The organism is Candidatus Sysuiplasma acidicola (assembly GCA_019721035.1).
Taxonomy (GTDB): domain Archaea; phylum Thermoplasmatota; class Thermoplasmata; order Sysuiplasmatales; family Sysuiplasmataceae; genus Sysuiplasma; species Sysuiplasma acidicola.
Map to the genome: position 1 here is coordinate 1 of JAHEAA010000012.1, position 22,809 is coordinate 22,809.

The following is a 22,809-nucleotide window of genomic DNA, read 5'->3' on the forward strand; positions in this document are numbered from 1 at the left end:
TGGTTTTCGTCGACACTGAACCACTCGAATCAGCCAGGGAAACGGTTGCACCGCTTATCGGATAACCGTTGGCTGAATCGGTTACACGACCTGTAACATAGCCTGCCCCGACGTATATCGGAGAGACAGTTATATTCCCACCGGTCTCAGCTGTTCCAGTGTCGCTGGAAGGTATCTGTTCAGTCTTGGAAACAGTTCCAAGAGCGTCGGAGAAGCTGGCGGAGAGTGTGTATGTTGCTCCGGGTTCGGCAAAGAAATGCCAATACCCGGTTGCATTTGTTTTCAGTGCAAAATTAACGATTACACCACCCATGTCCTGCTGCAATATGACGACACTGTTAGCGTCCGGAACACCAGAGCGCAAGTAGGCATAACCGCCTATGGAAACAGCCTGCACCATGTTTACGTTTATTGAAGTAGCCGATCCGTTTGAATATATTATTCCACTTGTCTTGGAATCGAATTCAGCCATCTCGTTCTGCGCAAAGAGGTTAATAAGGCTGTTGCCGACGCTCGAAACCACTCCGGGAAAGTCGTTTATCTGAATCTGAACCATCGTGCCCATACCGTAAACGTTGTGTCCAGCGGGCTCGTCGCTCAAAGTTATCGCCATACTGCCGTTGTCAACCTGCCCCCATTCCCAAGTCGATCCGGATCCAGTGAAATAGGAACTGGATGGAGGGGTCATCGGAGACTGGCTAAAAGTTCCGGCTATTCCAAGGAATCCGTCCATGATTCCATAGGCGGCTACAGGCACCGCGATCTCAGGAGCGAAGGTGACTGCCGCAGCGGTTATGGCTATATTCATCGCAGTTTCTACAATATAGGCAATTTCACCATCCTGAGTTGAAGTCTTGGTTATGTTCATCCCGGTGTTGAATGATTGCTCGATATTCGTGCTAACGGCGGTCGGGTCGGTTCCATTTATAATCTCCTTTACACCGATTTTCTGCCCAATTGCCTCAAGAGTAAAAGGATTGCTATTCCAATAATTTGAACCCCCCACTGCTGAGAAGAAAAGCTGTACTATAAACTCATCATTAAGAGAATCATATGAGTAGCCCGAAGCATCATATAGTTTATTGCTCAAATTGAGCTGGATAGCATTCGGAATTCCGTCTTTATTATTGCTCGCATTCTGATACGCACTACTGCCTAATGCTTGACCCTGTGAATTTGTCATATAATATGCCTGCTTATCAGTTGTCATATAAATCGTATTGTTTCCCATGTATCCTGTAAAGTAGTAGTTCGTCGGTACCGATGACGCCTTCGCCACACCCGCAGCCACATGCACTATGACAAACATGCCTGCGAGCAGGAACAGGACCGTGAACGTGACGGCCTTCAGTTTCCTGCAGATGTTTCCGATGGTCCCTTTTCTCGATTGCACGATAACTGAGCTGTTCTGACTCTGCTCAACGCTCATTTCAGCCACTCCCAAATTATGCAACTTATGTGCCGTAGGTACGGCAATACAACTTTATAAATATGCCGGATTGGCAGCATAAGACGAGACATGGCAATGAAAGAAGCAATGAAGGAATATAGAAAAATAACAGTAAGGCTGAACGAAGAGTTGTATAAAGCACTCAAATACTGGACAGTGGACAATGACACCACTGTCAACAGTGCTGTCACCATGGCGATTGAGAAGCTGGTAAAGAATCGGGGCCGTTAAGGAACACTTATTCAGAATTGACGAAGTTGGGCCTGTCATGTTTGTTTGATATGGGCTCACCCGGATTTGAACCGGGGACCTCCGCTGTGTGAGAGCGACGTCATGACCACTAGACCATGAGCCCTTCCTTGAGTGGATGGAAATCAGTTCTTTAATTCTTGTCTCATCCAGTCTGAGAACTGCGTCATCTTTCCTGTATTGAGCGTGTCCTGGATGGCATTTTTTCCGCCGGAAAGAACTGGTCCCCTGGCCCTCGGCGGATAATTCGGATGCGACATGAGTATCGCGTCAAACTCATAATTCAGGAGTGTTTGCGCACTCTCCTTCATTTTCGATATGTCGGAATCGAGAAGATTCACGTTCAGAACGAGTCCGTCCGCGAGATTCCATGTCTTCTTGTCATCTTCAGTGGGCCAGCTCATCAATTCACTGCTGTAACGATCCCGGTTGCCCCACCAGAACATGTCACCGCAAAAGAGTACACCCTTCCCACTGCGAAAGAGCATGCAGGAGGAGCCGGGAGTGTAACCAGGCGTTGGTATGAGTGTTACATCGTCATAGAGCTTCAGTTCAGCGCTGAAGGTTGAGTCCGGGGTGCATCCCTTTGCCAGGCGGGCGTCACCCTCGTGCATTATCAGTGAAGCGCCGAATTTTGTCTTGAGATTGCAGGCATCGCCGAAAGCCCTGATGTGCGTAATGAATATTTTTGCCAGACCGCCATGGTCCGTGATAAATTTCGAATCCTCTTCAGTGAGCTCCGGAGCGTCAACGAGGATGTTTCCGCCTTCGTGAACGACAAAATACCCGGAGTTGCCGAACGACTTCAACGAATATTTTCCGATGAGGTAGATGCCGGGCAGTACTTCTTTCATCGGACTGAATGAAATATTAATTGGTAATTAACACTATCTCAGTTGGACATGAGAATACGAGCATGGAGTGGCGGCAGGCTCCGGCACAATCATATCGGCGGGCCGGACAATCACCTCTGTCTGCTATCGGGGGACCGTTGTAAAAGGAGACGGGATACAGCTGAAACTCAATGATCTGAAGCGCCGTTTGCGAATGTTAAAGCAGCCCGACAGGCCAAACGCCTCACTGGAGCAGTATCACACTGAAACTGATACTGCATCGGCCATCCTGTTCGACGCAGCCATGAGGCATGACATCGAGGGAAAAAGTGTGGCGGATCTCGGCTGCGGAGCGGGTGTCTTTGCCATAGGGGCGATGATGCTCGGCGCCTCGAGCGCAACTGGTGTCGATATTGACGAGAGGTCGATAGAGATTGCACAGTCCAACGCCAGGATGCTCCTTGACAGCGACATCTCGGAGAGGATCACATTCATCACATCGGACGTACTGAAGTTTTCAGGCAGATTCGATACTGTATTTCAGAATCCGCCCTTCGGTTCCCAGTCCCGAAACGCGGATGTCCCCTTCATCAAGAAGGCACTCAGCATAGCTGATACCGTTTATACGATACACCTTGCGGAAACTGAGGAGTTCATAAGGGACACGATTAAACGCTTCGGGGGAAAAGTGGTGGTTACACGCTTGTTCACATACTCGATGTCGCGAACGTTCGATTTTCATGAAATGGATAGCAGGGAATTCAGTCTAATTCTTTATAAGGCAGTGAAAGATGACAATGTCGAAGTGAGATGAAAGGAAAGGTAGTGATACCGGGTGACGTAGTAGCGATCGCCGAAGAATACTCGCCCGGAGCGGGAACATACGAGGCGGACGGAAAAATTGTGGCGTCGGAAGCCGGAGAGCTGATACTGGACAGCAAGGCACACACCGTTATGGTGCAGCCCATTAACCCTGTCGCGGAGCCGAAGAAGAAGGATCGCGTTCTGGCTGTCATATCCGATGTACGGAGCTCGATGGCCATATGCGAAATACTCCGCATAGAGGGAGTAAACAGGGCAGTTACCGGGGACAGGGATTCCACCCTTCATGTTTCCACAATTTCATCGCAGTATGTGGAGTCGGTAGGGCAGGCCGTCAGGGTCGGGGACGTGATAAGGGCGGAAGTGATTCAGAGCACACCGTCCGTGCAGCTGAGCACGGTGAACAACCACATGGGCGTTGTGGCAGCACACTGCAGCCGGTGCCGCTCTATGCTCATTTTGAAGGATCGTTCGCTCTACTGCGAAGAGTGCGAAAGATTTGAAAAGCGCAAGATTGCCGATGACTATGGTGCTGCGCTTGTGGACTGATGTCGCCGGTGGATGGACGCAAAAAGTTAAAAGCCGGTTGCGTTAGAGTGCATTGAGGGTAGTAATTACATGCCCAGGGCCAAAACACAGAAGAAGGCGCCGGTCAGGAAGGAAGAAGAGAGACTGCTGAAGGAAATAGATTCTCTGCGGATTGAGGTCAAAGAGATGAAGGAAATCGTGAACATGCTCCTCAACATGGTCATAGATACCGATGAAGAGGAAGAGTATCCCGGTGTCCAGCTGCCTGATTTTGATGACAGATACGGACCAAATAACTGAGGTGCGATGCTGCCATCTGACATTTTATCCCTGGTGGACAAACATGACGAATGGCGGGGCCAGAAATGCATTAACCTCCAGCCCTCTGAAAATATATTGAGCCCATCGGTCAGACGGATTCTGTCTTCCGACATGGCTGGAAGATATACGCTGAGAAGCAATGAGCACATAAACAACAACGGTGCCTCGAACAGCTACGGCGGCACACGATATATGGATGAGGTGGAACAGAGAGGCGAGGAATGTGCCGCGGCCATGTTTGGAGGACGCGTTTCGCTCAAGCCTTTGTCCGGGCATATAGCATCCCTGCTGATGTTCGCGAGCGTCATCCGTCCCGGGGACGGCGTGATGGCTGTTTCCTCAAAGGACGGAGGATACGACGGATACGGACCCGGCTACATCACAGAGCTCTTTTCCGCGAATTTCACCGAGATACCTTTTGACAGGAGCTCATGGAACATAAAGACTGAAGAAACAGCGGCGTTGATTAAAAAGAAAAGGCCGAAACTTGTCATACTCGGACAGAGCTTCATACTCTTCCCTTATGATGTCAGTGCGGTGAGAGATGCCTGCAGGGATTCAGGCGCCCTGCTTGCCTATGACGCGTCACATGTCCTTGGACTGATTGCGGGCGGCAGATTCCAGCAGCCGTTGAAAGAGGGGTGCGACATAATGATAGGGAGCACACACAAGAGTTTTCCCGGCCCGCAAGGCGGCATCTTTGCAACGACGGACGACGACGTGTGGAAGTCCTTTGTCAGGAACACCACCTGGAGGATCATTGACAATGCGCACTGGAACAGAATTGCTGCGCTCGCACAGGCACTTGAGGAAATGAGAAAGCACGGACGCAACTACGCTTCCCGCATACAGAGAAACTCGAAAAGCCTTGGCAAACACCTTTCTGCAGGCAGGCTGACATGCCTGTTCGGGGAGCATGGCTATTCGATGTCTCATCAGCTGTATGTGGATCCGGCATCTGTCGCCTCGATGGGCATGAGTTTCGGAGGCGTGAGCGAAAAGCTCGAAAGCAACGACATCATTGTTGACACTACGGGAAGACTGGGCACATCCGAAGTATCCAGACTGGGCATGGGCGACAGGGAAATGAGGACAATTGCAGGCCTCATTAACGATGCGCTGGCCGGAAAGAATGTGAAAGGGAAGTCACATATGCTCAGAAGAGGCTTCAAGTTACATTATGTATGAATGGCAGAACGGGACGGAGGAGAAGATGCTCGTGCTTGATACGAGCGCCATCTACAACGGCACGGATTATCCAGCCGGAACCGTCCTTTATGCCACTCCCCAGATTGTTACCGAAGTGAGGAAGGTCTACAGGACGGAGAGAGCCGAATTCTTTATCATTTCGAGACTGACTGTGCTCATGCCTTCGCCTGAGAGCATGAAGGTGGTGAGGACAAAGGCGGAAGAGAACGGGGACATCGCAAGGCTGTCCGAAGCTGACCTGGAGATACTCTCCCTGGCCTATGAGCTGCACGCAGTCATCGTCACCGAGGATTACTCGATACAGAATACGGCCTCCGCTCTCGGCGTCGAATACAGGTCGCTTTACATACCGCGCATACACAACTACGTGCAATGGGAAATAGTCTGCAAGGGGTGCGGCTCGACGTTGCACACGCGCAACGATAAGGAGTGCAGAATCTGCGGTGGAAAGCTCATAACGAAGAGAAAGAAAAGCAGCCCGATTTGAGGGCTGCCGCTCAGTGCCTGCGGCCGGGAATTCGAATTCGATATAGCACAACAACGGCAAGCGCGCTGAGCACTACCATGAACGCGCCGACAAACTCGATTGATTCGTAATATGGCGTATAGGGGTAATTGGCAGAAACATAAAGACCGGTGTGCATCTGGGCAAGGTTTACGGCCGAACTGCCGGTGCGGCTGTAATTCAGGTTGCCGAGCGGGATTTGCAGCGGAGCCGGAAATATGCCTGATATCGGCGAAGCTCCGACGGATGTAAGGGGGAAACTGATGGAAGAGGGCATCACTATGCCGCTGAAATTCAGGTTAAGTGGCGGTCGTGCGCGAGCGCCGGGAATTCCGAATGTGAACATATCTACCGGCAGATCGGACTGCGAAACGAATGCATTGAGTGCCGGCATCCCCCAGTTATAATCGATGAATGCGAGTATGGAGGCGTGATTCATCGGAGTGCTGGAAATGTAGTTTTCCTTGGCATAAGGGGAAATGAGTATCAGCGGCACCCTGAAACCGAGCTGCTGACCGCCGACCGTTGGGGGAGGAACATTGTCGTAGTATCCGCCGCCCTCGTCATAGTTGATGAAAATAGCGGTTGAATTCCATTCGGGACTATTCATTATCTTCCCGACAGTGTAGAGTAGCCACAGTTCGCCGGCAAGCATGCTGTCTGAAGGGTGCTGACTGTACCCGCTGACCCCGAGTCCTATGGGCATAAAGTAGGAGACTGCCGGAAGTGTCCCGCTCTGCAGTTCGGAGAAGAACGAGGACCAGCTTCTGATGTCAGATGCATAACGATGAACTCCGTAGAAATAATCAAGGATAATGGTGCCGAGCGACGGATTTGCCACGTAATAAGACCAAGAAACACCGTAACTGTTCAGTTCGGAGAATATTGACTGGGAAAACGGTATGTACGGTGGAGGACCGTAATCATTCAGCACTGGCGAATAGCCGGCAATACCGAACAGCCGGTTGGGCATCGTTGCTGTCAGCGCGCTTGCAAAGTACATGTCGCCGATTGCATATTCCTCGGCCAGAACCCATTCGATTGCCATTTGTGACGCCGTGAAATAGGTCATGGACTGTTTTCCAGAGTTGGCCGCGAAGCCGTTCATCCTGCCGTGATTCCAGTCGAGATGGTAGGCAGAATATCCCTCTACGGGGTCCGCCGTGGAGTAGGTGCCCGGCGGCACTGGTGTGAGACTGCCGGACAGATTGGAACCAATAAGGTTGACAGGCACGCTCAGCTGCGACGTCAGGTTGGAGAATGTGGATGTTCCGCCTAACGGATAATTCCCGAATATGTTATCGAAACTGTGGTTTTCCATTGTTATGATTATGACGTGCTTCACCGGCGTCCTTGTACCGGAGGTAACGGCGTGCGAAAAAGCGACTGGAACCAGCACAACAGGCAGGCAGAGAATCACTGCTGCGAGTGCGGATACCAGCGTGCGGCCGAAGTGCAGCGCATATGCCGTTTCAATTCCCTTCCATGTGTTCAATGTTCCGAGTAAACAGCAAACACTATACTATGTTTTCCCGATCTCGTCTGTCCTTGAGAAAACCTGCGATGAGCAGCGGGCAGCTGCATATCAGAGCAGCGAGAATGATGAGCGGCATATAACGATAAAACATTATCAGGTATGCCGAAAAAAGTATGATTGAGACAAGCAGGCCGCCGAGCCACACAGGCAGTGAGGAACGGAAGAATCCGGCCGGCCTGATCGACGTATTGAAGTACACAGATGTGGAAAAAAGAGTGCCGGCCGGGGTGATGAACGACAGCAGCAATATCTGCACGTTGTCGAGTATGATAGTATATTGGACATACAGTGCGACCGCGACAAACAGGATAATCGCAGATAGGAGGGATACAAACACGCCTGACAGCGACCTGCCGGTCCACAAGGCCGCTATGAAAGGATAGAAGAGCGAGCCTGCCACCAGCCCTGTTATTATGTACGGTATAGACTGCGATGTGCCTACGCTGTTCAGCAACCCTGTGTAATAGAAAAATGAAATACTTATGGTGCCGTTCCACATTGCGAGAAACGGGTAGTAGTGCCGTTCAGCCGATCCCTGCATCGCAGGAGGAAAGGCAGACTGCATTTATCTTTTTCCGCAATGATGAGGGTGCTGGACAATTTTAATTGTTACAACAAATATTGTAGTAACATGTTTATAACCCGACAATTTACTGTGGAAGCAGATATGATGATAGAACAGCATGTGAAAGGAAATTTTGCTGACGCGATCGATGCGCTGGCATCGGGCCGCATCGTGCTGCTGCACGACTCCAGCTCGCGCGAAAATGAGATTGACATGATTGCCGCGTCGCAGTTCTGCACTCCTGATATGATTGCCCTGATGAGAGAGAAGGCCGGAGGACTCATATGCTCGGCGATAGGCAATGATGTTGCCTCGGTTCTCCAGCTGCCGTTCATGCACGACATAATTGATTTTGCAAAAACCAGGTATCCGCGTTTTTCCTCGATAATCGACAGGGAAATGCCGTACGGCGGTAAGCCAGCGTTTTCGCTGTCGCTCAACCACAGATCTGTCTTTACCGGCGTAACCGATAAGGACAGGAGTCTCACTGTCTCGACGCTGGGGAGCATTGCGATGATGGTCAAGAACGGCGAACAGGTTGCCGCAGACGCGTTCTATTCTGAGTTCAAGACACCTGGCCACGTGCCTCTGCTTATTGAGGCTGAAGAGTCGCTCACGCAGCGCAGGGGGCATACAGAACTCTCCATACATCTTGCAAGACTCGCCGGACTGGCGCCGGCCACGGTCGTATGCGAAATGCAGGATTCAAACACGCACGGTGCTCTGAGCGTCGGAGATGCGGTCAAATTTGCTGACCGCTTTGGTGTCCCGTTTGTTGATGGCGATTCCATCCATTGAGGCAGCACGATGATGCGACATAGACGATGGAGGATAGCCATCGTATGCTCTGAATTCAACGGTGAGATAACATCCAGGATGCTCGATGAGGCAATGAAGCAGAGCCTGAATGAGGGAGCGGATGTTGTGAATGTCTGCAAGGTTCCTGGTGCGTTTGACATGCCCCTGTTCATAGACAGGTTTCTGTCAATGAACGATGTCGATGCGGTTGTGACGCTCGGAGCCATCGTAAAAGGCGACACGGACCACGATGATGTCATAGCCAGAGTTCTGGCATCAGCCATCACTGAACTTTCGCTGAAATACGGGAAGCCTGTGGCCCTCGGTGTTTCGGGGCCCGGCATGACGTGGGAACAGGCAGAGAGAAGAGCAGAGGAATACGGCCGGAGAGCTGTGACCGCCGCCGTCTCAATGGCCGAAACCCTTAGAAAGCTGAGTGACCGGAGTGGAAAGAGGAGCCGCAGAGCCAGATGAATGCCAGAGCACACGGCGGCAATGACCTGTTCATAAAAGATGCAGCCATGCTGCTCGGCCCTGAACTGGAGTTTCAGCCGTCGACGAATATTTCGATAGTCGGCGGAAAGATAAGTGAGATCGGGGCAGCACGCAGGAAAGGCGGACAGGCCGTAGTGACAGGAAAAGGATTGCTCGTCATGCCCGGTCTTGTGAACGCACACATACATCTGAATGATGCACCGTTGAAAGATGCAGGTGGGGGGAGGAGTCTGGAAGAACTCATTCATCCCGTGACCGGACTGAAAAAGACCGGTCTGAGCGCTCTGGGCATGGAGGAAAGAGTCAAAAGGATGTCGGCGGCGATAGACGAAATGGTCAGAGGAGGAATAACCGGTGCCCTGGATTTCCATGAAGAGGACATCTCCATAATCGAACGTCTGAGGGAGGTCAACAGCAATGCGGAAATACTGGTCATCCTCGGCAGACCGCGGAGGTATTTCAGCCCGGAGGAAATATTGTCAAACAGGGGGTTCGACAAAGACGAGACAGACGCGTTCGTCAGGGAGCGGCAGAAATTTGATGGCACATGTCTGAGCGGAGCCAATGAATACAGCAACAGGGCAATGGAACAGATTGGCGAAGTCAGGAAGGGGCTCACCGGTATTCATGCGGCCGAGAGCTCTGCCACACTGGAGCGTTCGCTGAGGATGACAGGTGAAACGGAGGTGGAGCGCATAGCAGCCAATCTCAAACCCGATTTTCTTGTGCACATGACCAGCGCGACGGAGAGCGACATAGACATAGCCGCAAAATCGCGATATGGCATAGTGTGCTGTCCGCGGTCGAACGCAATGTTTGGCGTTGGAACACCGCCTATTCCCCGGCTCATTGAATCGGGATTCAGCATAGCGCTCGGGAGCGACAATATCATGGTCAACTCACCAGACATGTTCAGGGAGATGGATTTTGCAGCGAGGATCGCGAGAAGTTCGGCACTGGACCCTCTCGCCGTCCAGGCGAAGGAGGCGTTGAGAATGGCAACAGTGAACGGGGAAGGGCTGATAGCCCGGAGCGCGGGCATGGGTATAGTTGAAGGGGCGAAGGCAGATCTTGCGCTGATGAGCATGGGCAGCACCAGGCTGTCCGGCACGCATGACATTCATTCCGCACTGGTTCACAGGGCAGGACCCGGAGATGTTCTGGGTACTGTGAAGTCGGGCAGGCTGCTGTTCAGGAGAAGGGAACTGAGTCTGGAGAAGTAAAATGTTCACTGGCATAGTGGAGGGAAAGGCGAGCGTCGTCCGGGCAGAGCTTGAGAACGGAAACATGCGGCTGTCGGTGAGACTCGGAAACAAATCACGTGCAACGAGGAGGGGGGAAAGCATCTCAATAAACGGTGCTTGTCTCACCGTTTCGGCCGTAGGCAGAGGCATTGTATCGTTCGATGTTGTCGACGAAACACTGCGACGCACAAACCTGAAGTTCCTTGAAAAGGGCTCACATGTCAACTATGAAAGAAGCATGAAGAGCAGCGACCTGATTGGCGGGCACCTTGTGACCGGTCACATCGACGGTACCGGCACCGTGAGAAATGTGTTGCCGGAGGGCGGCTCGATACGGATGGATATTGCTGTGCCGTCACACATCGGTGAAATGATTTCGGAGAAGGGATTCGTCGCCGTCGACGGTGTCAGCCTCACACCTGCCAGGGTGACGGACAGAGGTTTCACCGTATATCTCATACCTGAGACGCGGCGTCTTACGGTGTTCGCATTACGGAAAAAAGGAGACTCAGTAAATGTTGAAGTTGATTTATTTGCAAAATATATCAAGAAATTCGTGGAAGCCCGCGATGCAGGAAGAGTAAAAAAGACTGATTGACCAGGAGTGATTATCAATTATGGAATTAAGGGAAGAAGCTTAAAAAGGCAAACTATGACATTTTGTGTATGAATGGCCTACGACATAGAGTACGGATGCCGGGCGCTCATTACACTCATTGTTTGCAGAGAAACAAGGGAAAAGCTGACGAGCAAGGATTTTTCCAGCCTTCCTGAAAAGCGGCAACTTGAGTATATAAATGCGCTGATCGACGTGGGCTGGATAAAAGAGCAGAAGAACGGTAAACCGGATAGCGACTATGTCATATACGCCTTCACGGACAAGGGAAGAAAGATTTTTGAAAATCCTTCTGAGCTGCTCAACATGTCTGATGTTGAGCAGGAGCACATATCGCTTTTGAGAAAGCTTGATTCGCTAAGGCGGGAAGACGATGTGGCGACCATGCCGCAGACGCTGATCGCACTGGCAAATTCATGCATCGGACTGGGAAGGTACGACAGCGCGCTCATGTATGCTGTGGATTTGCAGAAGAAAGCAGAGGAAATGAACAGCAATTACTTCAAGGGCGAAGCAGCCTTCCTGCTCGGGAAAGCGGAGAATGCCAGGGGAGAGCAGGAGACATCACTGAAGTACTATGTCGAGGCCGTAGAGATTTTCGGAAAGGTTGGGGAAATTTCGCGGGAGGCGGAAAGCCTTCGGATGGCCGGCGGCGTACTGCTCAAGATGGGAGACTACGAAAGGTCAATGATGATGTTCGAACGAAGCAGAGAAAAGTTCTTCGAAACGAGGAACATGATGGGTGTGGCAAAAGCGAAGATAAATCTCGGCATCCTCTGCTCTATTGCCAAGGACTACGAAACCGCGGAAAGATACTGGCTTCATGCACTAGAGTTTTTCGAGATACTTGAAGACAAGGAGACTGTGGCCAAAGTGCTAACCAATCTAGGCGTTATGATGGTCGAGACTGAAAAGTATGAGGGGGCCATAGGCTATCTGAGGAAAAGCATACTCCTCTGCAGAGAAATAAAGAATAAGTATTCAGAGTGTGTGGCAGCATTAAATTTTGCATATGCCAATGCAATGATTAAAAATTTCGAGGTAGCCAGAGAGGCCGCAGAATCTATCAAGGATGCCCTCAGGGAGGGTTTCGATTCGTACCTGCTTTGCTACAACGATCTGATTCTCGGCATATATAACACAGCAAGGGGACCCTGGGCAGATGCAGAGAAAAAGTTTCTTTCTGCGATAAGATTCGCTACAACATTGGGCAACCCGGCGTTGTTGGCAAAGTGCCATGAAGAATATGCAAAGGCACTCACCACTCGAAATGAAAATGACAGAGCCCTAGCTGAGCTTAACGCATCCAAGTCCGTACTTAATGCGATACCCAGCAAGGAGCTTAAAAAAGCTTTATCTAGCGGGTCCTGAAAGACGAATCGAATTAAACTGGGTCATACAATACCAAATGAACTCCCCCTCCTTTGTTGTATGCAAAGGTCCGCAGAACGGCAGCCGGGCTGTATTCAAAGTCTGCATCTCTCAACCTCCTCCAGCTGAGATAGCAAAAAGCTACGGCTACTCTAATCCACGGCGACGTGGTTTTACGTATACTACTCTCCCTCGCAATTGTCAAGAATGACAAATGTGCTTTTAAACTCTACGTACGCACTAGAATCAACAGGCCCCGAGTGAATGTTGCCCGATCAAATTACTGCAACCATAGTAGCGCACTTTTCCTGAGCGGAAACCTAAAAGTTGCAGACAGAATTAATCACCATTTCCATGCGCTGTGGTAAACCATAATTACAGTGTGCCAGTATGAGTCGGCAAACAGAAAAAAATTTTGATTCGACAAGATGAGCTGATCTTGGTGAAAGTCTGATTCATGTAGCAACAAAACACGTGAGTTGACCGTTAATTACGGGGAGGAAAGGTAGAAATTGTGTGTAACGAATATAGTAAAAATCATTCGATTTACGGAAGAAAGACATAATTCTGTAAAGGCAGATGGGACATATCGGAAGTATCACAGGTGACAACGATATATGCATTCCTTGCCGGACAGGACGATCCTAAAAAGTGTACCGCGGAGAAGATGGTGAGGTTCCACATTGCGAAACCTGTACGCAGAATATCAGCGATTCCCAGGGATGCATTGGTTCTGGATCCGACGGCACCAAAGGCTGCTTCCCGTGAAGACAGGGAGAGAATAGCAAGATACGGCATCGTTGTTCTTGATCTCTCGTGGAATAAGCTGGAAGAGATGCCACGTTCACTGCAGCTGACAAACAGAAGGGCTCTGCCTTATCTTGTCGCGGCCAACCCGGTGATGTGGGGAAGACCCATGCAGCTCAGCAGCGTGGAATCCGTTGCTGCGCTCCTCTACATAATAGGAGAGAAGGAGGAGTCGTCACAGATTCTGTCCAAATTCGCATGGGGGCACAATTTCCTTGATCTAAACAGAGAGCCTCTTGATCGATACGCTTCGGCGGAAACGAGTAAGGAGATCGTGTCGATTCAGTGGGATTACACTGCGCCTGGGCCATAGTATCGTTTCCACTGGAGGAATAACAGATCAGACACGTTCTGGGAGTTCCACTCGAAGCGCCACTTCCGACGCTTCCTGTGGAACTGCTGGCTCATACATATTTGCGGATAACCAGACGTCAGCTTTATCTATGAATTAGTCCGTCACACGCTTCGCTGCCAGCGGAGAGAACAAAATGGCATATTCTTCCACCATACAATATAACGAGGAGAGTCTCACATCAAGATGGGAGAATTTCTTCAGTGACACCGGCCTGAGAAGTCAGGCCATCATATTGAGCGACAGATACCCGGAAGAGAGGAGTCTTACTGTTCCCTTTTCCATAATAGACAGATTTGATGCAGATTTCGCAAACTATCTGCTTGAGGATCCGGCCAAGTCGCTCGCTGCAGCCGAGAAAACAATAAAGGCATTGCTGCCGCCCGAAAGACAGGCTGTTTCAATCAACTTCAGGATAACAGGCCTGCCTGCCGATTCCCGCATTGACATCAGGAATCTGCGCAGCAAGCACCTGGGCAAGTTCGTATGCATCGAGGGCCTCGTGAGGAAGGCGACCGAGGTTAGACCCAGGCTGATGAGGGCTGCTTTCCGGTGCGCAAGATGTGATGCAATTTCTTACGAAGAGCAGGAAGGAGTGAATCTGAGAGAGCCCATGGAGTGCACGGAGTGTGCCAAGGGCGCGGGTGCGACGAAATTCATTCTTGTTCCTGAAATTAGCACTTATGTCGACACGCAGAAAGTGGAAGTCCAGGAGCCTCCTGAGGGATTGAGAGGAGGCGCACAGCCTGAGAGGCTGGAGGGCTTCATTCTTGACGACATATCCGGGAAGATAGCGCCGGGGGACAGGGTTGTGCTGAACGGAACACTCACGGGCATGCAGCGTACCGGCCCGCAGGGCAAGTCGACTCTTTTCAACATTGTGCTGCAGGTAAATTCGGTGGAATACCGTGAACACGAGTACGACGAGATACAGATTACTGCCGCAGACATTGAGAATATTAGGGAGATAGCCTCGAAGGGAGACATACTCAAGGAAATCGCAGGCTCGATTTCTCCGACAATCTACGGATTTGACATTGAGAAGGAGGCGTTTGCACTGCAGCTTTTCGGCGGCGTTTCGAAAGAGATGCAGGACGGAACACGGATCAGGGGGGACATACACATTCTCCTTGTTGGTGATCCGGGTCTGGCGAAAAGTCAGTTGCTGCGGTACATGTCTGAGCTAGCTCCGCGCGGAATCTATGCGAGCGGAAAGAGCTCTTCGGCTGCCGGTCTGACTGCCGCTGCAGTGAAGGACGAATTCGGTGAGGGAAGATGGACGCTTGAAGCAGGTGCGCTGGTTCTCGCTGACAAGGGGATAGCGTGCGTAGACGAACTCGACAAGATGACGGATTACGACAGAAGCGCTATGCACCAGATCATGGAAAGTCAGATAATCACCGTGGCAAAGGCCGGCATAACAGCAACACTGCAGGCGCGGTGCTCGATCCTCGGCGCAGCGAACCCGAGGTACGGGCGTTTCGAAGACGAGCAGCTCATAGGCGACCAGATTGATCTTCCTCCCGCACTCCTCTCCAGGTTCGATATGATTTTTGTTCTGCAGGACAAGCCCAATGCAGCCTATGACAAGAATATCGCCACACACATACTGAAAGCGCACAGGGTGGGTGAACGCAGAAGGGTCGAAAAGCTGCCAGACAGTATTTCGACACAGACTGTTGAGGCGGAGAGCAGAGTCGTCGAACCGAAATTCGACAAGGAATTTCTGCGAAAATACATATCGTACGTCAAGAGAATAAATCCCGTGCTTACCGACGAAGCGATTGAGATGATAGAGGAGGAATACCTGCGCATAAGGAAAATGGGCGAGGGAAACGGTGCTTCGGTGCCCATAACCGCAAGACAGCTTGAGGCATATGTCAGGCTTTCTGAGGCGAGTGCCAGAGGCAGGCTGAGCTACGCGGTGGAACGGGAAGACGCAGAAAGGGCCATCCGTATCGTTGGCTACTACCTTTCAAAGGTAGCACGAGAGGGAGGCGTGCTTGACATCGACAGGATAGCCGGAGATATGAGCCACAGTCAGAGGGCTCACGTGAATATAATTCTGGACATAGCGAAGAAGAGTGCTGGCGGCGAAGGTATTTCGATCGATGAGATTACAATCGAGGCCGAACGATACAAGATAGATGCATCGGAGACGCGCAGACTCGTGGAAAAGCTGCTCAAGGCGGGAGAACTGTTTGAAGTGAAGTCCGGTGTTTACAGGACAGTACAAAAGTGATAGCGTGTTCTCGATAAAAATACACAGAATGCCGAAGGAGACAATACTTGCTGTCTGCGATGAGGAAATACTGGGCATGAAGTTCAGTGACGGCGAGAAGAGGATAGAAGTGTACGGGAGTTTTTACGGCGGACGTTCGATAGAGGAGGAGAGCCTCGCGCGGTACATGGAAGAGGCGACGATTGTCAACCTGGTGGGGATACGCGCAGTCAGGAAGGCAATTGAACTCGATTATGTGGACGAAGACAGGGTGCTGAAAATCGGAGAAACGGTTCATGCACAGTTTGCAGTGCTGAAAAAGTGAGGTCTGACAGACCGGAGTTACCGGAAAATAATGCCAGCGTTTCAAACACTTCGCGCGGCTGGCGTTGTGCTTATCGAAATGCGCAGAATCTCGTCGATGCCATACTTTATTTAGATCGTTGCAGACTCTAAATAACGAGGGCGAGGATGGCTTACCTGCCGAGTCTGCTGATGTACATCTACGGCTTGTTTTCACCGTGGTCCATGGCCACAGAGATTTCACGCTATGCCGGGTTCAGGCCACAGCCTGAGCTCATGGCCATAATATTTGCCACGGGCGTCGGTCTCATAATCGCAGGAAGAAGACTCTGGAATGCACTGTTCTTCCTTTACGGAGGCATAGTGGGCTACTTCATAGCCATTTACGTCTCAGGCATTGTTCCCCAGTTCCATTATGAGTATCTCATGTTTGTTGCACTGCCGCTGCTCTTCGCTGTGCTCTTCTTTTCAAATGCAAGACTGCTTGTGTCTGCGGCCATTGCCATAACGGCAGGAAGTGTTGCGATGTCTCTCGTTCATGACTTCGGCACCGCCATTGTGCTGTCCGTAATTGTATTCGCCGTTGCTTACATCTTCTACAGAATACTGTCCTCGCTGCTGGCCGCACTGCTTGGATCCACACTCCTTCTGCTCTTCTTCATAGAGATGAAGATACCGTATGCGTCGCCGATCATGCTTTCGGTCCTTGCATTCTCCATAGGCATGCTGCTGCGATTTGCCACCGTCAGGATGGAAAACGGCAACAGAAGAGTCCTGCTGCTCAATTCGAGCTGACTGTCGGTGTTTACGGCTATGCGGCGGGAACGCTGAAGAGAAGTTTGCCCACCCTGACTACCAGTACTGTGCTTCCGGCCCCGTCACTGCCGCCGAATACCGGAATCTTTACTTCCTCCATCGTTTCCGGATCCTTCACGACAATGTATTCTGCAGTCCTGGAAAGAACACGCGCCTCCTGCTCGAGTTCGATACCGCCGAGATAACGCGCATTTCCAGCCCGTTTACGATCAAGCGTGAACTGTTTGCCCCGACCCAGCGGATCGAGCACGATATAATCTGTCGTGTCGCGGACGCGGAAGTATTCACCGCCGTACTCGACATAGTCGCCGCGAAGGAGCATTGGTATCCTCACGAGATGTGTCGTGCGGTACACATCTCTTCCATCCTTCTGACCGTACAGTTTTCTCGTTGTACGCACATCCGTACCGAAGCGCTGGGCGGCCGTTCTGGCTACGGACGCACCAATCGTGCTTGAACTCAGGCTGATGTCAGCGCCGCCCTTAGTGCGTTTGATACCCGATATGAAAAAATCGGATTCCTTCTGCTCGAATTCCTCACAAAGTTTTCGTATGAATTCAACGACACCGAGTATGACGTCCGCTCTCTCTCTGCCCACTGCCCTGACCTGAATGGTTGATTCGAAATAATGACCGCTCTTCCTGTTGCATGTCGGGCAGGTGTTGCCCTTGATCATGATGCGCATCTGTTTGCGCTCGGCCTTCTCAACGCCGTTTCTGGAAACGGTCATGGCCACCGTGACATTTGAGTAATGATCTTCGGGATTCAGGCCAATCACTTCAAACGCCCTGAGGAATGCGCCTGAGGGTAGCCTGGCCGTCCTTCGCAGCTCCGTTGAAATGTGAGGTATCGTGCTTTCGCGCAACCAGTGAGCACCCTTCTTTATGCGGCCGCATGACGGACAGATTTCGAAGGAAGCAACATCTGGCAGTGTTACGAACGGTTCCTCCTTCGAATAGCACTCTGCACAGAATACCATTCCCGAGAGTGCGGACTTTCCGCATTTTATGCAGAACATATCAATGCCTTTGTAACACTCTCCACATGATAAATTAACCTTTTCGGCAGTAGGGCATGATTCATGGTCCGGCCGAAGTTACGCGGCCTGAACGGCATAAGCGACGCAAGAAAAGCTTTTTATCGGCTACGGCCTGTGAATAACCTCTTGTTGGTATGAAGAGAAAGGTGGAAGTTGTTCCCTACAATTCAGAGTGGCCGGCCATGTTCAAAGCTGAAAAGGCAAGGATTGTGCCCGTGTTTGGAGACAGACTACTGAGCATCCACCACATAGGCAGTACATCCGTGCCCGGGCTGGCGGCCAAACCGATAATTGACATGATGCCTGTCGTCAAAGACATACTGGCGGTTGACGAATGCAATTCCGGAATGGAAGGACTGGGCTATACGGCGATGGGCGAGTACGGCATTCCGGGAAGGAGGTTGTTTTCACTGAAAATCGATGACATTACGAACAAAGTGCATATCCACGTCTTCCAGCATGGAGACCTGAATATCGAACGGCATCTTGCATTCAGAGATTACCTCCGTGCTTTTCCATCCATAGCCGATGAATACGCCAGGATCAAGAGAGAACTGGCACAGAGATTCACGTGGGACATCGAAGCATACATGGACGGCAAGAACGGATTTATCAAGGAGACCGAACGGGAAGCCATAAAATGGTACAGGAAAAAGACGGGGAGCGAAGAGCAGTTGAGTTAAAGAGCGTACATCGATAGTAGCAGTTGAGAATAATTAATTAGCACCGCAGCACATCAATAATCAAATACAACATGCCGAATAGTGTTGAGGGACATGTCACCGGAAACGCCTGACCTGCGCAATAAGGTCGAAGACAGCAGAGGATTGCTGAAAAAGATACAGCTGATTGTGCCCGGTTTCAGGGGGTACCGACAGCTGGAAGATCTGAGAGAGGCTGACGAGCTTCTGCGCAGGCAGGTTGTCCAGGTGCTACAGGGCACGGAATCGCTCGTCAAGCAGGCGCGGAGCAATATGGTGAACAATGGAGACTACGGCAATCTGCAGCCTGTTGCGTCGCTGCTTTCAAAAATGCAATTGCTCGAGGGGGAAATAATGCACGCCGAACAGGGATACTCAGGTTTCTCTCCCGCAGTGAGGGTGAAACAGCAGACACTCGATTCACTCTATGATTATGACTATGCTTTTATCGCGGCCGCTAATCAGCTGAAAAGCACGGCGGACGGAAGCGGCCTCTCATCGCTTTCCGGCGACAGCCTGAATGCTGAACTGGCAAAGCTCTCGGGCATGGTGGACAACATAAGAAACACGCTTTCGAAGAGAATGGAAGCGGTGGAGAACATCAAGGTGGCGTGATACAGATATGTTTGGCAGAAAATCCAAGGAAATACCCTATTCCGGCGGCAGCGTAGCAGGCTCAATAACAATTGCCTGGGAGACGCAGTTCAAGCAGGACAACGTGATGTGGAAGGTACCGCGCCTGATTAGGCTGAACGACAACATAGTCGTCAGGGAGGATGAGATAGCTGTGTTCTTCAGGGACGGCAAGGTGCTTACTTATTTCGACCAGCCGGACAGGTATGCCCTGACAGACTTCAATGCTCCCATTGTGGGAAAACTGCTGAAGTTCTTTTCGGGAGTCCAGCAGCAGGCTGAGGTCTATTATGTTCAGAAGAGATTCTTTGACGGCAAGTTTGGAAGCACCGAACCGTACGAGTTCACAGACCAGCTCTTCGGTGTAGTGAGCCTGAGAGTGTTCGGAGAATACAGATGGCGCGTGTCCAATCCTGAGAATTTCATAAATCAGTTCGTCGGCACTTTCAATGAAGAGACGATGGACCAGGTCGAGAGCAGGCTGCGCGACCAGATGGTTGTGCTGCTTTATTCCGCAATAGGCAAGATGAAGGACAAGGGCCTGAAGATAACCGATCTTGCATCAAACCTGACAAACATAGAGCAGATAGTGCTCGCGACATCGCCTGACCATTTCCAGCAGTACGGCATTGAAATAAACAAGGTGCCCGGCCTGACGATTAATCTGCCTGACTCGGTTCAGAAAGCCATCGATACCAGGTCAGAGATGTCTGTCCTTGGAGTGAACTATATGCAGTACCAGGCCGGACAGGCAATGGTGGATGCATCGAAGAATCCGTCCGGATTTGCTGGACTCGGGGCGGGCATGGGCGTAGGCATCGGTGCAGGCGCGGGCATGGGTTATGCGATGTCCGGCCAGATGATGGGCGCTATGCAGCCGTCCAGGCAGTGCCCGAAGTGCGGCTCGCTCATAACGACAGCGACAAACTTCTGCCCTAACTGCGGCGCTCAACTGACGCAGCAGAGTCAGCAGCAGACGGTCAAGTGCCCCAAGTGCGGTAAAGATGTTCCTGCCGGAGTGAAATTCTGTCCCGATTGTGGCGCCGAAATGAGCGCTCCGCTGCCGAAGTGCGGCAGCTGCGGCTTCCAGCTTACTTCTGCGGCTAAATTCTGCCCCAACTGCGGCAAACCAATCTGAGGTGTCATGATGTTCTGTTACAAGTGTGGTGCACAGCTTCCGGACGATGCAAGATTCTGTTACAAATGCGGCGCACAGCTGGGAGGGCAGGCAGGACAGGCAGGCGCACCGTCCCAGCCGGCCGCCACCGCTGCCCCATCTCCGGCCGGTTCGGCGACCATTGCGGGACCGCAGGTCACCGAGATGAAGTGTCCGGGATGCGGCGCGCCAATCAAACCGCAATTCGGTGAGATGGTTGTGACATGCGATTACTGCGGGTCCAGCATCAGTCTTTCGGCAGACGGCTGGCGCGGTGTGGACAAGCATACGATGCTGCCGCTGAAGTACGGAACGAAGGAAAGCGCGCTCTCACTCCTGGGCAGTATCATGGACAGGGGGTTGCTGAGAAAGCATCTGCAGGAAGAGTCGGTGAATGAGGAGATGACGCTCAGCGTCGTACCGTACTGGATCGTCCCCGTGTCGGCCAGGACCTCTTACACTGCTGTGGACGCTGCGGCCGAAGTCGGGAGCATAGCTACCACCGCCGCTCTTTTCGGCCTGATGGGCGGAGCGTTTGGCGGATTTGGCGGAGGAGGAAGAAACTCGGGTTTCGGCACTGGCATGATGGAAGGGGCGATGTTTGGCGGCATGGCGATGGGAGGCATGGGCGGCGGAAGAAATACTGTAAGGGCTTACTCCCTGGACGGGAATTACCAGTTCCCAGTCATTGCAATGAAGGCTCTTGCTGAGTATCAGCCGCAGGACTACACGTTTGCGCTGCAGCAGAGGGCGCCGTTTACAACTTCTTCGATACCCAAGTTTGCCAAAGTACTGAACGGCGATGTAGGTGAGGACGCTGCGAAGAACAATGCGAAGACCGGTGTGGACCAGCTGCAGTCAATGAAGGCGCACAAGCAGCATCACATGGTTCAGAAGATCAGCACGCAGACTGATGTTTCAGACCCCGAACTGATGCATGTTCCTGTCTGGTTTGCCAGATACAACCACAAGGGGAAGAAGATCGTTGTGGTGCTTGATGCTAACTCCGGCGGCGTGATAAACAGCATCGGACTCGACTGATAGCGGTGGCCGTCACTTCTTCCATGTGCCGCCAATGACCCATACAGGTTCGTCAGGATTGAAGTACTCCTGCCCCTCGACGCGCAGAGATTCCAGCAGCTTCTCGTTGACTGTGACACCGAGCCCCGGCTTGTTGCTTACCCGGAAGTGCCCGTTTTCCACCGGCGTCGCATCACCTATGAGTTCCCTCTTCCAGGCAGGGAAGAAATCATAAAATGACTCCTGTATGAGAAAATTCGGTATTGACGCGTCGAGCTGTATTGTCACTGCATTCTGGATAGGGCCGAATGCATTGTGGAACGCCATCTCGATGCCGTACCCCTCTGCAATGGCGGCCATCTTCCTTGCTTCCGTTACACCGCCTATGTTTGTAATGTCCGCCTGGAAGAAATCGAGCAGATGACGCTGTGCAAGCGAAATGAAATGCTGCTTCGACAGGACTCTCTCTCCAAGTGCCACCCTGACGTCCGTGTGCATCCTGTACTTCTTCAGTCCCTCCATGTTTTCAGGATGAACAGGCTCTTCCGCGAACAGCGGATTGAACGGCTCCAGTGCCTTCGCTATCCTAATGGCGGAATTAGGATTGAAACGTCCGTGGTGCTCAATCATAAGATCGACCTTGTCTCCGGCGGCGTCCCTGACCGCCTCGAGTCGTGCCACGGCCATGCGTATCCCCTCTTCATCTATCCAGTCGAAATATGGTCCGAATATGTCGAATTTCAAACCCGTATATCCGCGCTTTACCGTCTGCTTTGTACTCTTCTTCCAGTCCTCCGGCGTAACACAGTTGCTGTACCATCCGTTGGCGTACACGCGCACTTTGTCCCTGAACTTCCCGCCGGTGAGTCTGTGAATAGGGGCTCCGAGGCTCTTTCCGATTATGTCCCAGCATGCGATATCAAATGCACTCAATGCGGTGGTGCTCTCGAATGATTCGGGCAGATAGAAGTCGTTTCTGTACCAGTCCCATCTGTTGCGCTCGACATCGAACGGATCCCTTCCCTTGTAGAGCCTGCCGACTTCTTTCAGAGAGGCTACAACCGGCTGGACACGGAGCGTAGGCACCGCTTCGCCGTAACCTACGATGCCGTCGGATGTGGTGAGCTTGAGTATTATTGCCGAGGATGCCCAAGTCTGTCCCCTGGCGACTTCCTTTCCCAGCTGATATATTTCGAAATCGGTTATTCGCATAGACCA

General features: G+C 51.6%; 23 protein-coding genes, 1 tRNA gene and 1 pseudogene. 18 read left to right on the top strand and 7 right to left on the bottom strand.

Features of this window, described 5'->3' with window-relative positions; genetic code table 11:
• On the bottom strand, positions 1–1,429 hold a 1,429-nt coding region (locus tag KIS30_06500; GenBank protein MBX8646387.1), incomplete at its 3' end, for a hypothetical protein.
• Between the two features lie 90 nt (positions 1,430–1,519).
• Between KIS30_06500 and KIS30_06505 the strand changes: the two genes are divergently transcribed.
• Complete coding sequence (locus KIS30_06505) at positions 1,520–1,681, top strand: hypothetical protein (protein ID MBX8646388.1); 162 nt, start codon at positions 1,520–1,522, stop codon at positions 1,679–1,681.
• 51 nt (positions 1,682–1,732) lie between these two features.
• Here KIS30_06505 and KIS30_06510 read toward each other — a convergent pair.
• Together KIS30_06510 and KIS30_06515 are read right to left on the bottom strand one after the other, a co-directional pair.
• Positions 1,733–1,805 (bottom strand) — tRNA-Val (locus KIS30_06510).
• A 19-nt stretch (positions 1,806–1,824) separates the two neighbouring features.
• A complete protein-coding gene (locus KIS30_06515; protein MBX8646389.1) occupies positions 1,825–2,553 on the bottom strand; it encodes a hypothetical protein in 729 nt (242 codons plus the stop codon).
• A gap of 193 nt (positions 2,554–2,746) precedes the next feature.
• Here KIS30_06515 and KIS30_06520 point away from each other — a divergent pair, with 193 nt between their 5' ends.
• The 5 genes from KIS30_06520 to KIS30_06540 all read left to right on the top strand — a co-directional run bounded on the left by KIS30_06520 (position 2,747) and on the right by KIS30_06540 (position 5,899).
• Positions 2,747–3,346 (top strand): METTL5 family protein, encoded by a 600-nt coding sequence (locus tag KIS30_06520; protein ID MBX8646390.1) that lies wholly within the window; start codon positions 2,747–2,749, stop codon positions 3,344–3,346.
• A 14-nt stretch (positions 3,347–3,360) separates the two neighbouring features.
• Positions 3,361–3,903 (top strand): exosome complex RNA-binding protein Csl4, encoded by a 543-nt coding sequence (locus tag KIS30_06525; GenBank protein ID MBX8646391.1) that lies wholly within the window; start codon positions 3,361–3,363, stop codon positions 3,901–3,903.
• A 69-nt stretch (positions 3,904–3,972) separates the two neighbouring features.
• Positions 3,973–4,182 carry a hypothetical protein gene (locus tag KIS30_06530; GenBank protein ID MBX8646392.1) on the top strand — a complete coding sequence of 70 codons (210 nt, stop codon included), beginning with the start codon at positions 3,973–3,975 and terminating at the stop codon, positions 4,180–4,182.
• A gap of 6 nt (positions 4,183–4,188) precedes the next feature.
• The gene (locus KIS30_06535) at positions 4,189–5,391 is read left to right on the top strand and encodes a PLP-dependent transferase (GenBank protein ID MBX8646393.1); all 1,203 of its coding nucleotides are present in this window, start codon (positions 4,189–4,191) and stop codon (positions 5,389–5,391) included.
• Complete coding sequence (locus tag KIS30_06540; protein MBX8646394.1) at positions 5,384–5,899, top strand: hypothetical protein; 516 nt, start codon at positions 5,384–5,386, stop codon at positions 5,897–5,899. The genes KIS30_06535 and KIS30_06540 overlap by 8 nt, the downstream gene beginning before the upstream one ends.
• Before the next feature lie 10 nt (positions 5,900–5,909).
• On the opposite strand, the gene KIS30_06545 is transcribed toward KIS30_06540, so the two are convergent.
• Both KIS30_06545 and KIS30_06550 read right to left on the bottom strand, forming a co-directional pair.
• Entirely contained in the window at positions 5,910–7,412 is a 1,503-nt protein-coding gene (locus tag KIS30_06545; GenBank protein ID MBX8646395.1) for an alkaline phosphatase family protein, read from the bottom strand.
• A gap of 22 nt (positions 7,413–7,434) precedes the next feature.
• On the bottom strand, positions 7,435–7,995 hold the full coding sequence (locus KIS30_06550; GenBank protein ID MBX8646396.1) for a hypothetical protein: 561 nt from the start codon (positions 7,993–7,995) through the stop codon (positions 7,435–7,437).
• Positions 7,996–8,124: 129 nt separating this feature from the next.
• Here KIS30_06550 and ribB point away from each other — a divergent pair, with 129 nt between their 5' ends.
• From ribB to KIS30_06595, 9 genes are all read left to right on the top strand, one after another.
• Positions 8,125–8,817, top strand: coding sequence for a 3,4-dihydroxy-2-butanone-4-phosphate synthase (ribB, locus tag KIS30_06555; protein ID MBX8646397.1), 693 nt, complete (start codon positions 8,125–8,127; stop codon positions 8,815–8,817).
• Positions 8,818–8,829: 12 nt separating this feature from the next.
• Entirely contained in the window at positions 8,830–9,291 is a 462-nt protein-coding gene (gene ribH / locus KIS30_06560; GenBank protein MBX8646398.1) for a 6,7-dimethyl-8-ribityllumazine synthase, read from the top strand.
• Complete coding sequence (locus tag KIS30_06565; protein ID MBX8646399.1) at positions 9,288–10,535, top strand: amidohydrolase family protein; 1,248 nt, start codon at positions 9,288–9,290, stop codon at positions 10,533–10,535. Before ribH ends, KIS30_06565 begins: the two co-directional genes overlap by 4 nt.
• Before the next feature lies 1 nt (position 10,536).
• Positions 10,537–11,154, top strand: coding sequence for a riboflavin synthase (locus KIS30_06570; protein MBX8646400.1), 618 nt, complete (start codon positions 10,537–10,539; stop codon positions 11,152–11,154).
• Positions 11,155–11,226: 72 nt separating this feature from the next.
• On the top strand, positions 11,227–12,543 hold the full coding sequence (locus KIS30_06575) for a tetratricopeptide repeat protein (protein MBX8646401.1): 1,317 nt from the start codon (positions 11,227–11,229) through the stop codon (positions 12,541–12,543).
• A gap of 586 nt (positions 12,544–13,129) precedes the next feature.
• Positions 13,130–13,663 carry a DUF367 family protein gene (locus tag KIS30_06580; protein MBX8646402.1) on the top strand — a complete coding sequence of 178 codons (534 nt, stop codon included), beginning with the start codon at positions 13,130–13,132 and terminating at the stop codon, positions 13,661–13,663.
• A gap of 193 nt (positions 13,664–13,856) precedes the next feature.
• Positions 13,857–15,944 carry a minichromosome maintenance protein MCM gene (locus tag KIS30_06585; GenBank protein ID MBX8646403.1) on the top strand — a complete coding sequence of 696 codons (2,088 nt, stop codon included), beginning with the start codon at positions 13,857–13,859 and terminating at the stop codon, positions 15,942–15,944.
• 4 nt (positions 15,945–15,948) lie between these two features.
• Entirely contained in the window at positions 15,949–16,248 is a 300-nt protein-coding gene (locus tag KIS30_06590; protein MBX8646404.1) for a DUF424 family protein, read from the top strand.
• Between the two features lie 146 nt (positions 16,249–16,394).
• Positions 16,395–17,021 carry a hypothetical protein gene (locus tag KIS30_06595; protein MBX8646405.1) on the top strand — a complete coding sequence of 209 codons (627 nt, stop codon included), beginning with the start codon at positions 16,395–16,397 and terminating at the stop codon, positions 17,019–17,021.
• 16 nt (positions 17,022–17,037) lie between these two features.
• On the opposite strand, the gene KIS30_06600 is transcribed toward KIS30_06595, so the two are convergent.
• Entirely contained in the window at positions 17,038–18,060 is a 1,023-nt protein-coding gene (locus KIS30_06600; GenBank protein ID MBX8646406.1) for a hypothetical protein, read from the bottom strand.
• A 155-nt stretch (positions 18,061–18,215) separates the two neighbouring features.
• Between KIS30_06600 and KIS30_06605 the strand changes: the two genes are divergently transcribed.
• The 3 genes and pseudogenes from KIS30_06605 (at position 18,216) to KIS30_06615 (ending at position 20,625) form a co-directional block, all read left to right on the top strand.
• Entirely contained in the window at positions 18,216–18,764 is a 549-nt protein-coding gene (locus KIS30_06605; GenBank protein ID MBX8646407.1) for a GrpB family protein, read from the top strand.
• 93 nt (positions 18,765–18,857) lie between these two features.
• Positions 18,858–19,397, top strand: coding sequence for a hypothetical protein (locus KIS30_06610; protein ID MBX8646408.1), 540 nt, complete (start codon positions 18,858–18,860; stop codon positions 19,395–19,397).
• A gap of 7 nt (positions 19,398–19,404) precedes the next feature.
• Positions 19,405–20,625: pseudogene (locus tag KIS30_06615) on the top strand (SPFH domain-containing protein).
• A 999-nt stretch (positions 20,626–21,624) separates the two neighbouring features.
• Here the strand turns inward: KIS30_06615 and KIS30_06620 are convergent.
• Positions 21,625–22,803, bottom strand: a complete 1,179-nt coding sequence (locus KIS30_06620; protein MBX8646409.1) for a mandelate racemase/muconate lactonizing enzyme family protein — start codon at positions 22,801–22,803, stop codon at positions 21,625–21,627.
• Between the last annotated feature and the right edge of the window lie 6 nt (positions 22,804–22,809).

What these genes read in the sequence shown, in the direction of transcription:
- KIS30_06505 (MBX8646388.1), top strand. Translation starts at nt 1,520, where the DNA reads ATGGCAATGAAAGAAGCAATGAAGGAATATAGAAAAATAACAGTAAGG.
- KIS30_06515 (MBX8646389.1), bottom strand. Translation starts at nt 2,553, where the DNA reads ATGAAAGAAGTACTGCCCGGCATCTACCTCATCGGAAAATATTCGTTG.
- KIS30_06520 (MBX8646390.1), top strand. Translation starts at nt 2,747, where the DNA reads ATGTTAAAGCAGCCCGACAGGCCAAACGCCTCACTGGAGCAGTATCAC.
- KIS30_06530 (MBX8646392.1), top strand. Translation starts at nt 3,973, where the DNA reads ATGCCCAGGGCCAAAACACAGAAGAAGGCGCCGGTCAGGAAGGAAGAA.
- KIS30_06535 (MBX8646393.1), top strand. Translation starts at nt 4,189, where the DNA reads ATGCTGCCATCTGACATTTTATCCCTGGTGGACAAACATGACGAATGG.
- KIS30_06540 (MBX8646394.1), top strand. Translation starts at nt 5,384, where the DNA reads ATGTATGAATGGCAGAACGGGACGGAGGAGAAGATGCTCGTGCTTGAT.
- KIS30_06550 (MBX8646396.1), bottom strand. Translation starts at nt 7,995, where the DNA reads ATGCAGGGATCGGCTGAACGGCACTACTACCCGTTTCTCGCAATGTGG.
- ribB (MBX8646397.1), top strand. Translation starts at nt 8,125, where the DNA reads ATGATAGAACAGCATGTGAAAGGAAATTTTGCTGACGCGATCGATGCG.
- ribH (MBX8646398.1), top strand. Translation starts at nt 8,830, where the DNA reads ATGCGACATAGACGATGGAGGATAGCCATCGTATGCTCTGAATTCAAC.
- KIS30_06565 (MBX8646399.1), top strand. Translation starts at nt 9,288, where the DNA reads ATGAATGCCAGAGCACACGGCGGCAATGACCTGTTCATAAAAGATGCA.
- KIS30_06570 (MBX8646400.1), top strand. Translation starts at nt 10,537, where the DNA reads ATGTTCACTGGCATAGTGGAGGGAAAGGCGAGCGTCGTCCGGGCAGAG.
- KIS30_06575 (MBX8646401.1), top strand. Translation starts at nt 11,227, where the DNA reads ATGGCCTACGACATAGAGTACGGATGCCGGGCGCTCATTACACTCATT.
- KIS30_06595 (MBX8646405.1), top strand. Translation starts at nt 16,395, where the DNA reads ATGGCTTACCTGCCGAGTCTGCTGATGTACATCTACGGCTTGTTTTCA.
- KIS30_06600 (MBX8646406.1), bottom strand. Translation starts at nt 18,060, where the DNA reads ATGTTCTGCATAAAATGCGGAAAGTCCGCACTCTCGGGAATGGTATTC.
- KIS30_06605 (MBX8646407.1), top strand. Translation starts at nt 18,216, where the DNA reads ATGAAGAGAAAGGTGGAAGTTGTTCCCTACAATTCAGAGTGGCCGGCC.
- KIS30_06610 (MBX8646408.1), top strand. Translation starts at nt 18,858, where the DNA reads ATGTCACCGGAAACGCCTGACCTGCGCAATAAGGTCGAAGACAGCAGA.
- KIS30_06620 (MBX8646409.1), bottom strand. Translation starts at nt 22,803, where the DNA reads ATGCGAATAACCGATTTCGAAATATATCAGCTGGGAAAGGAAGTCGCC.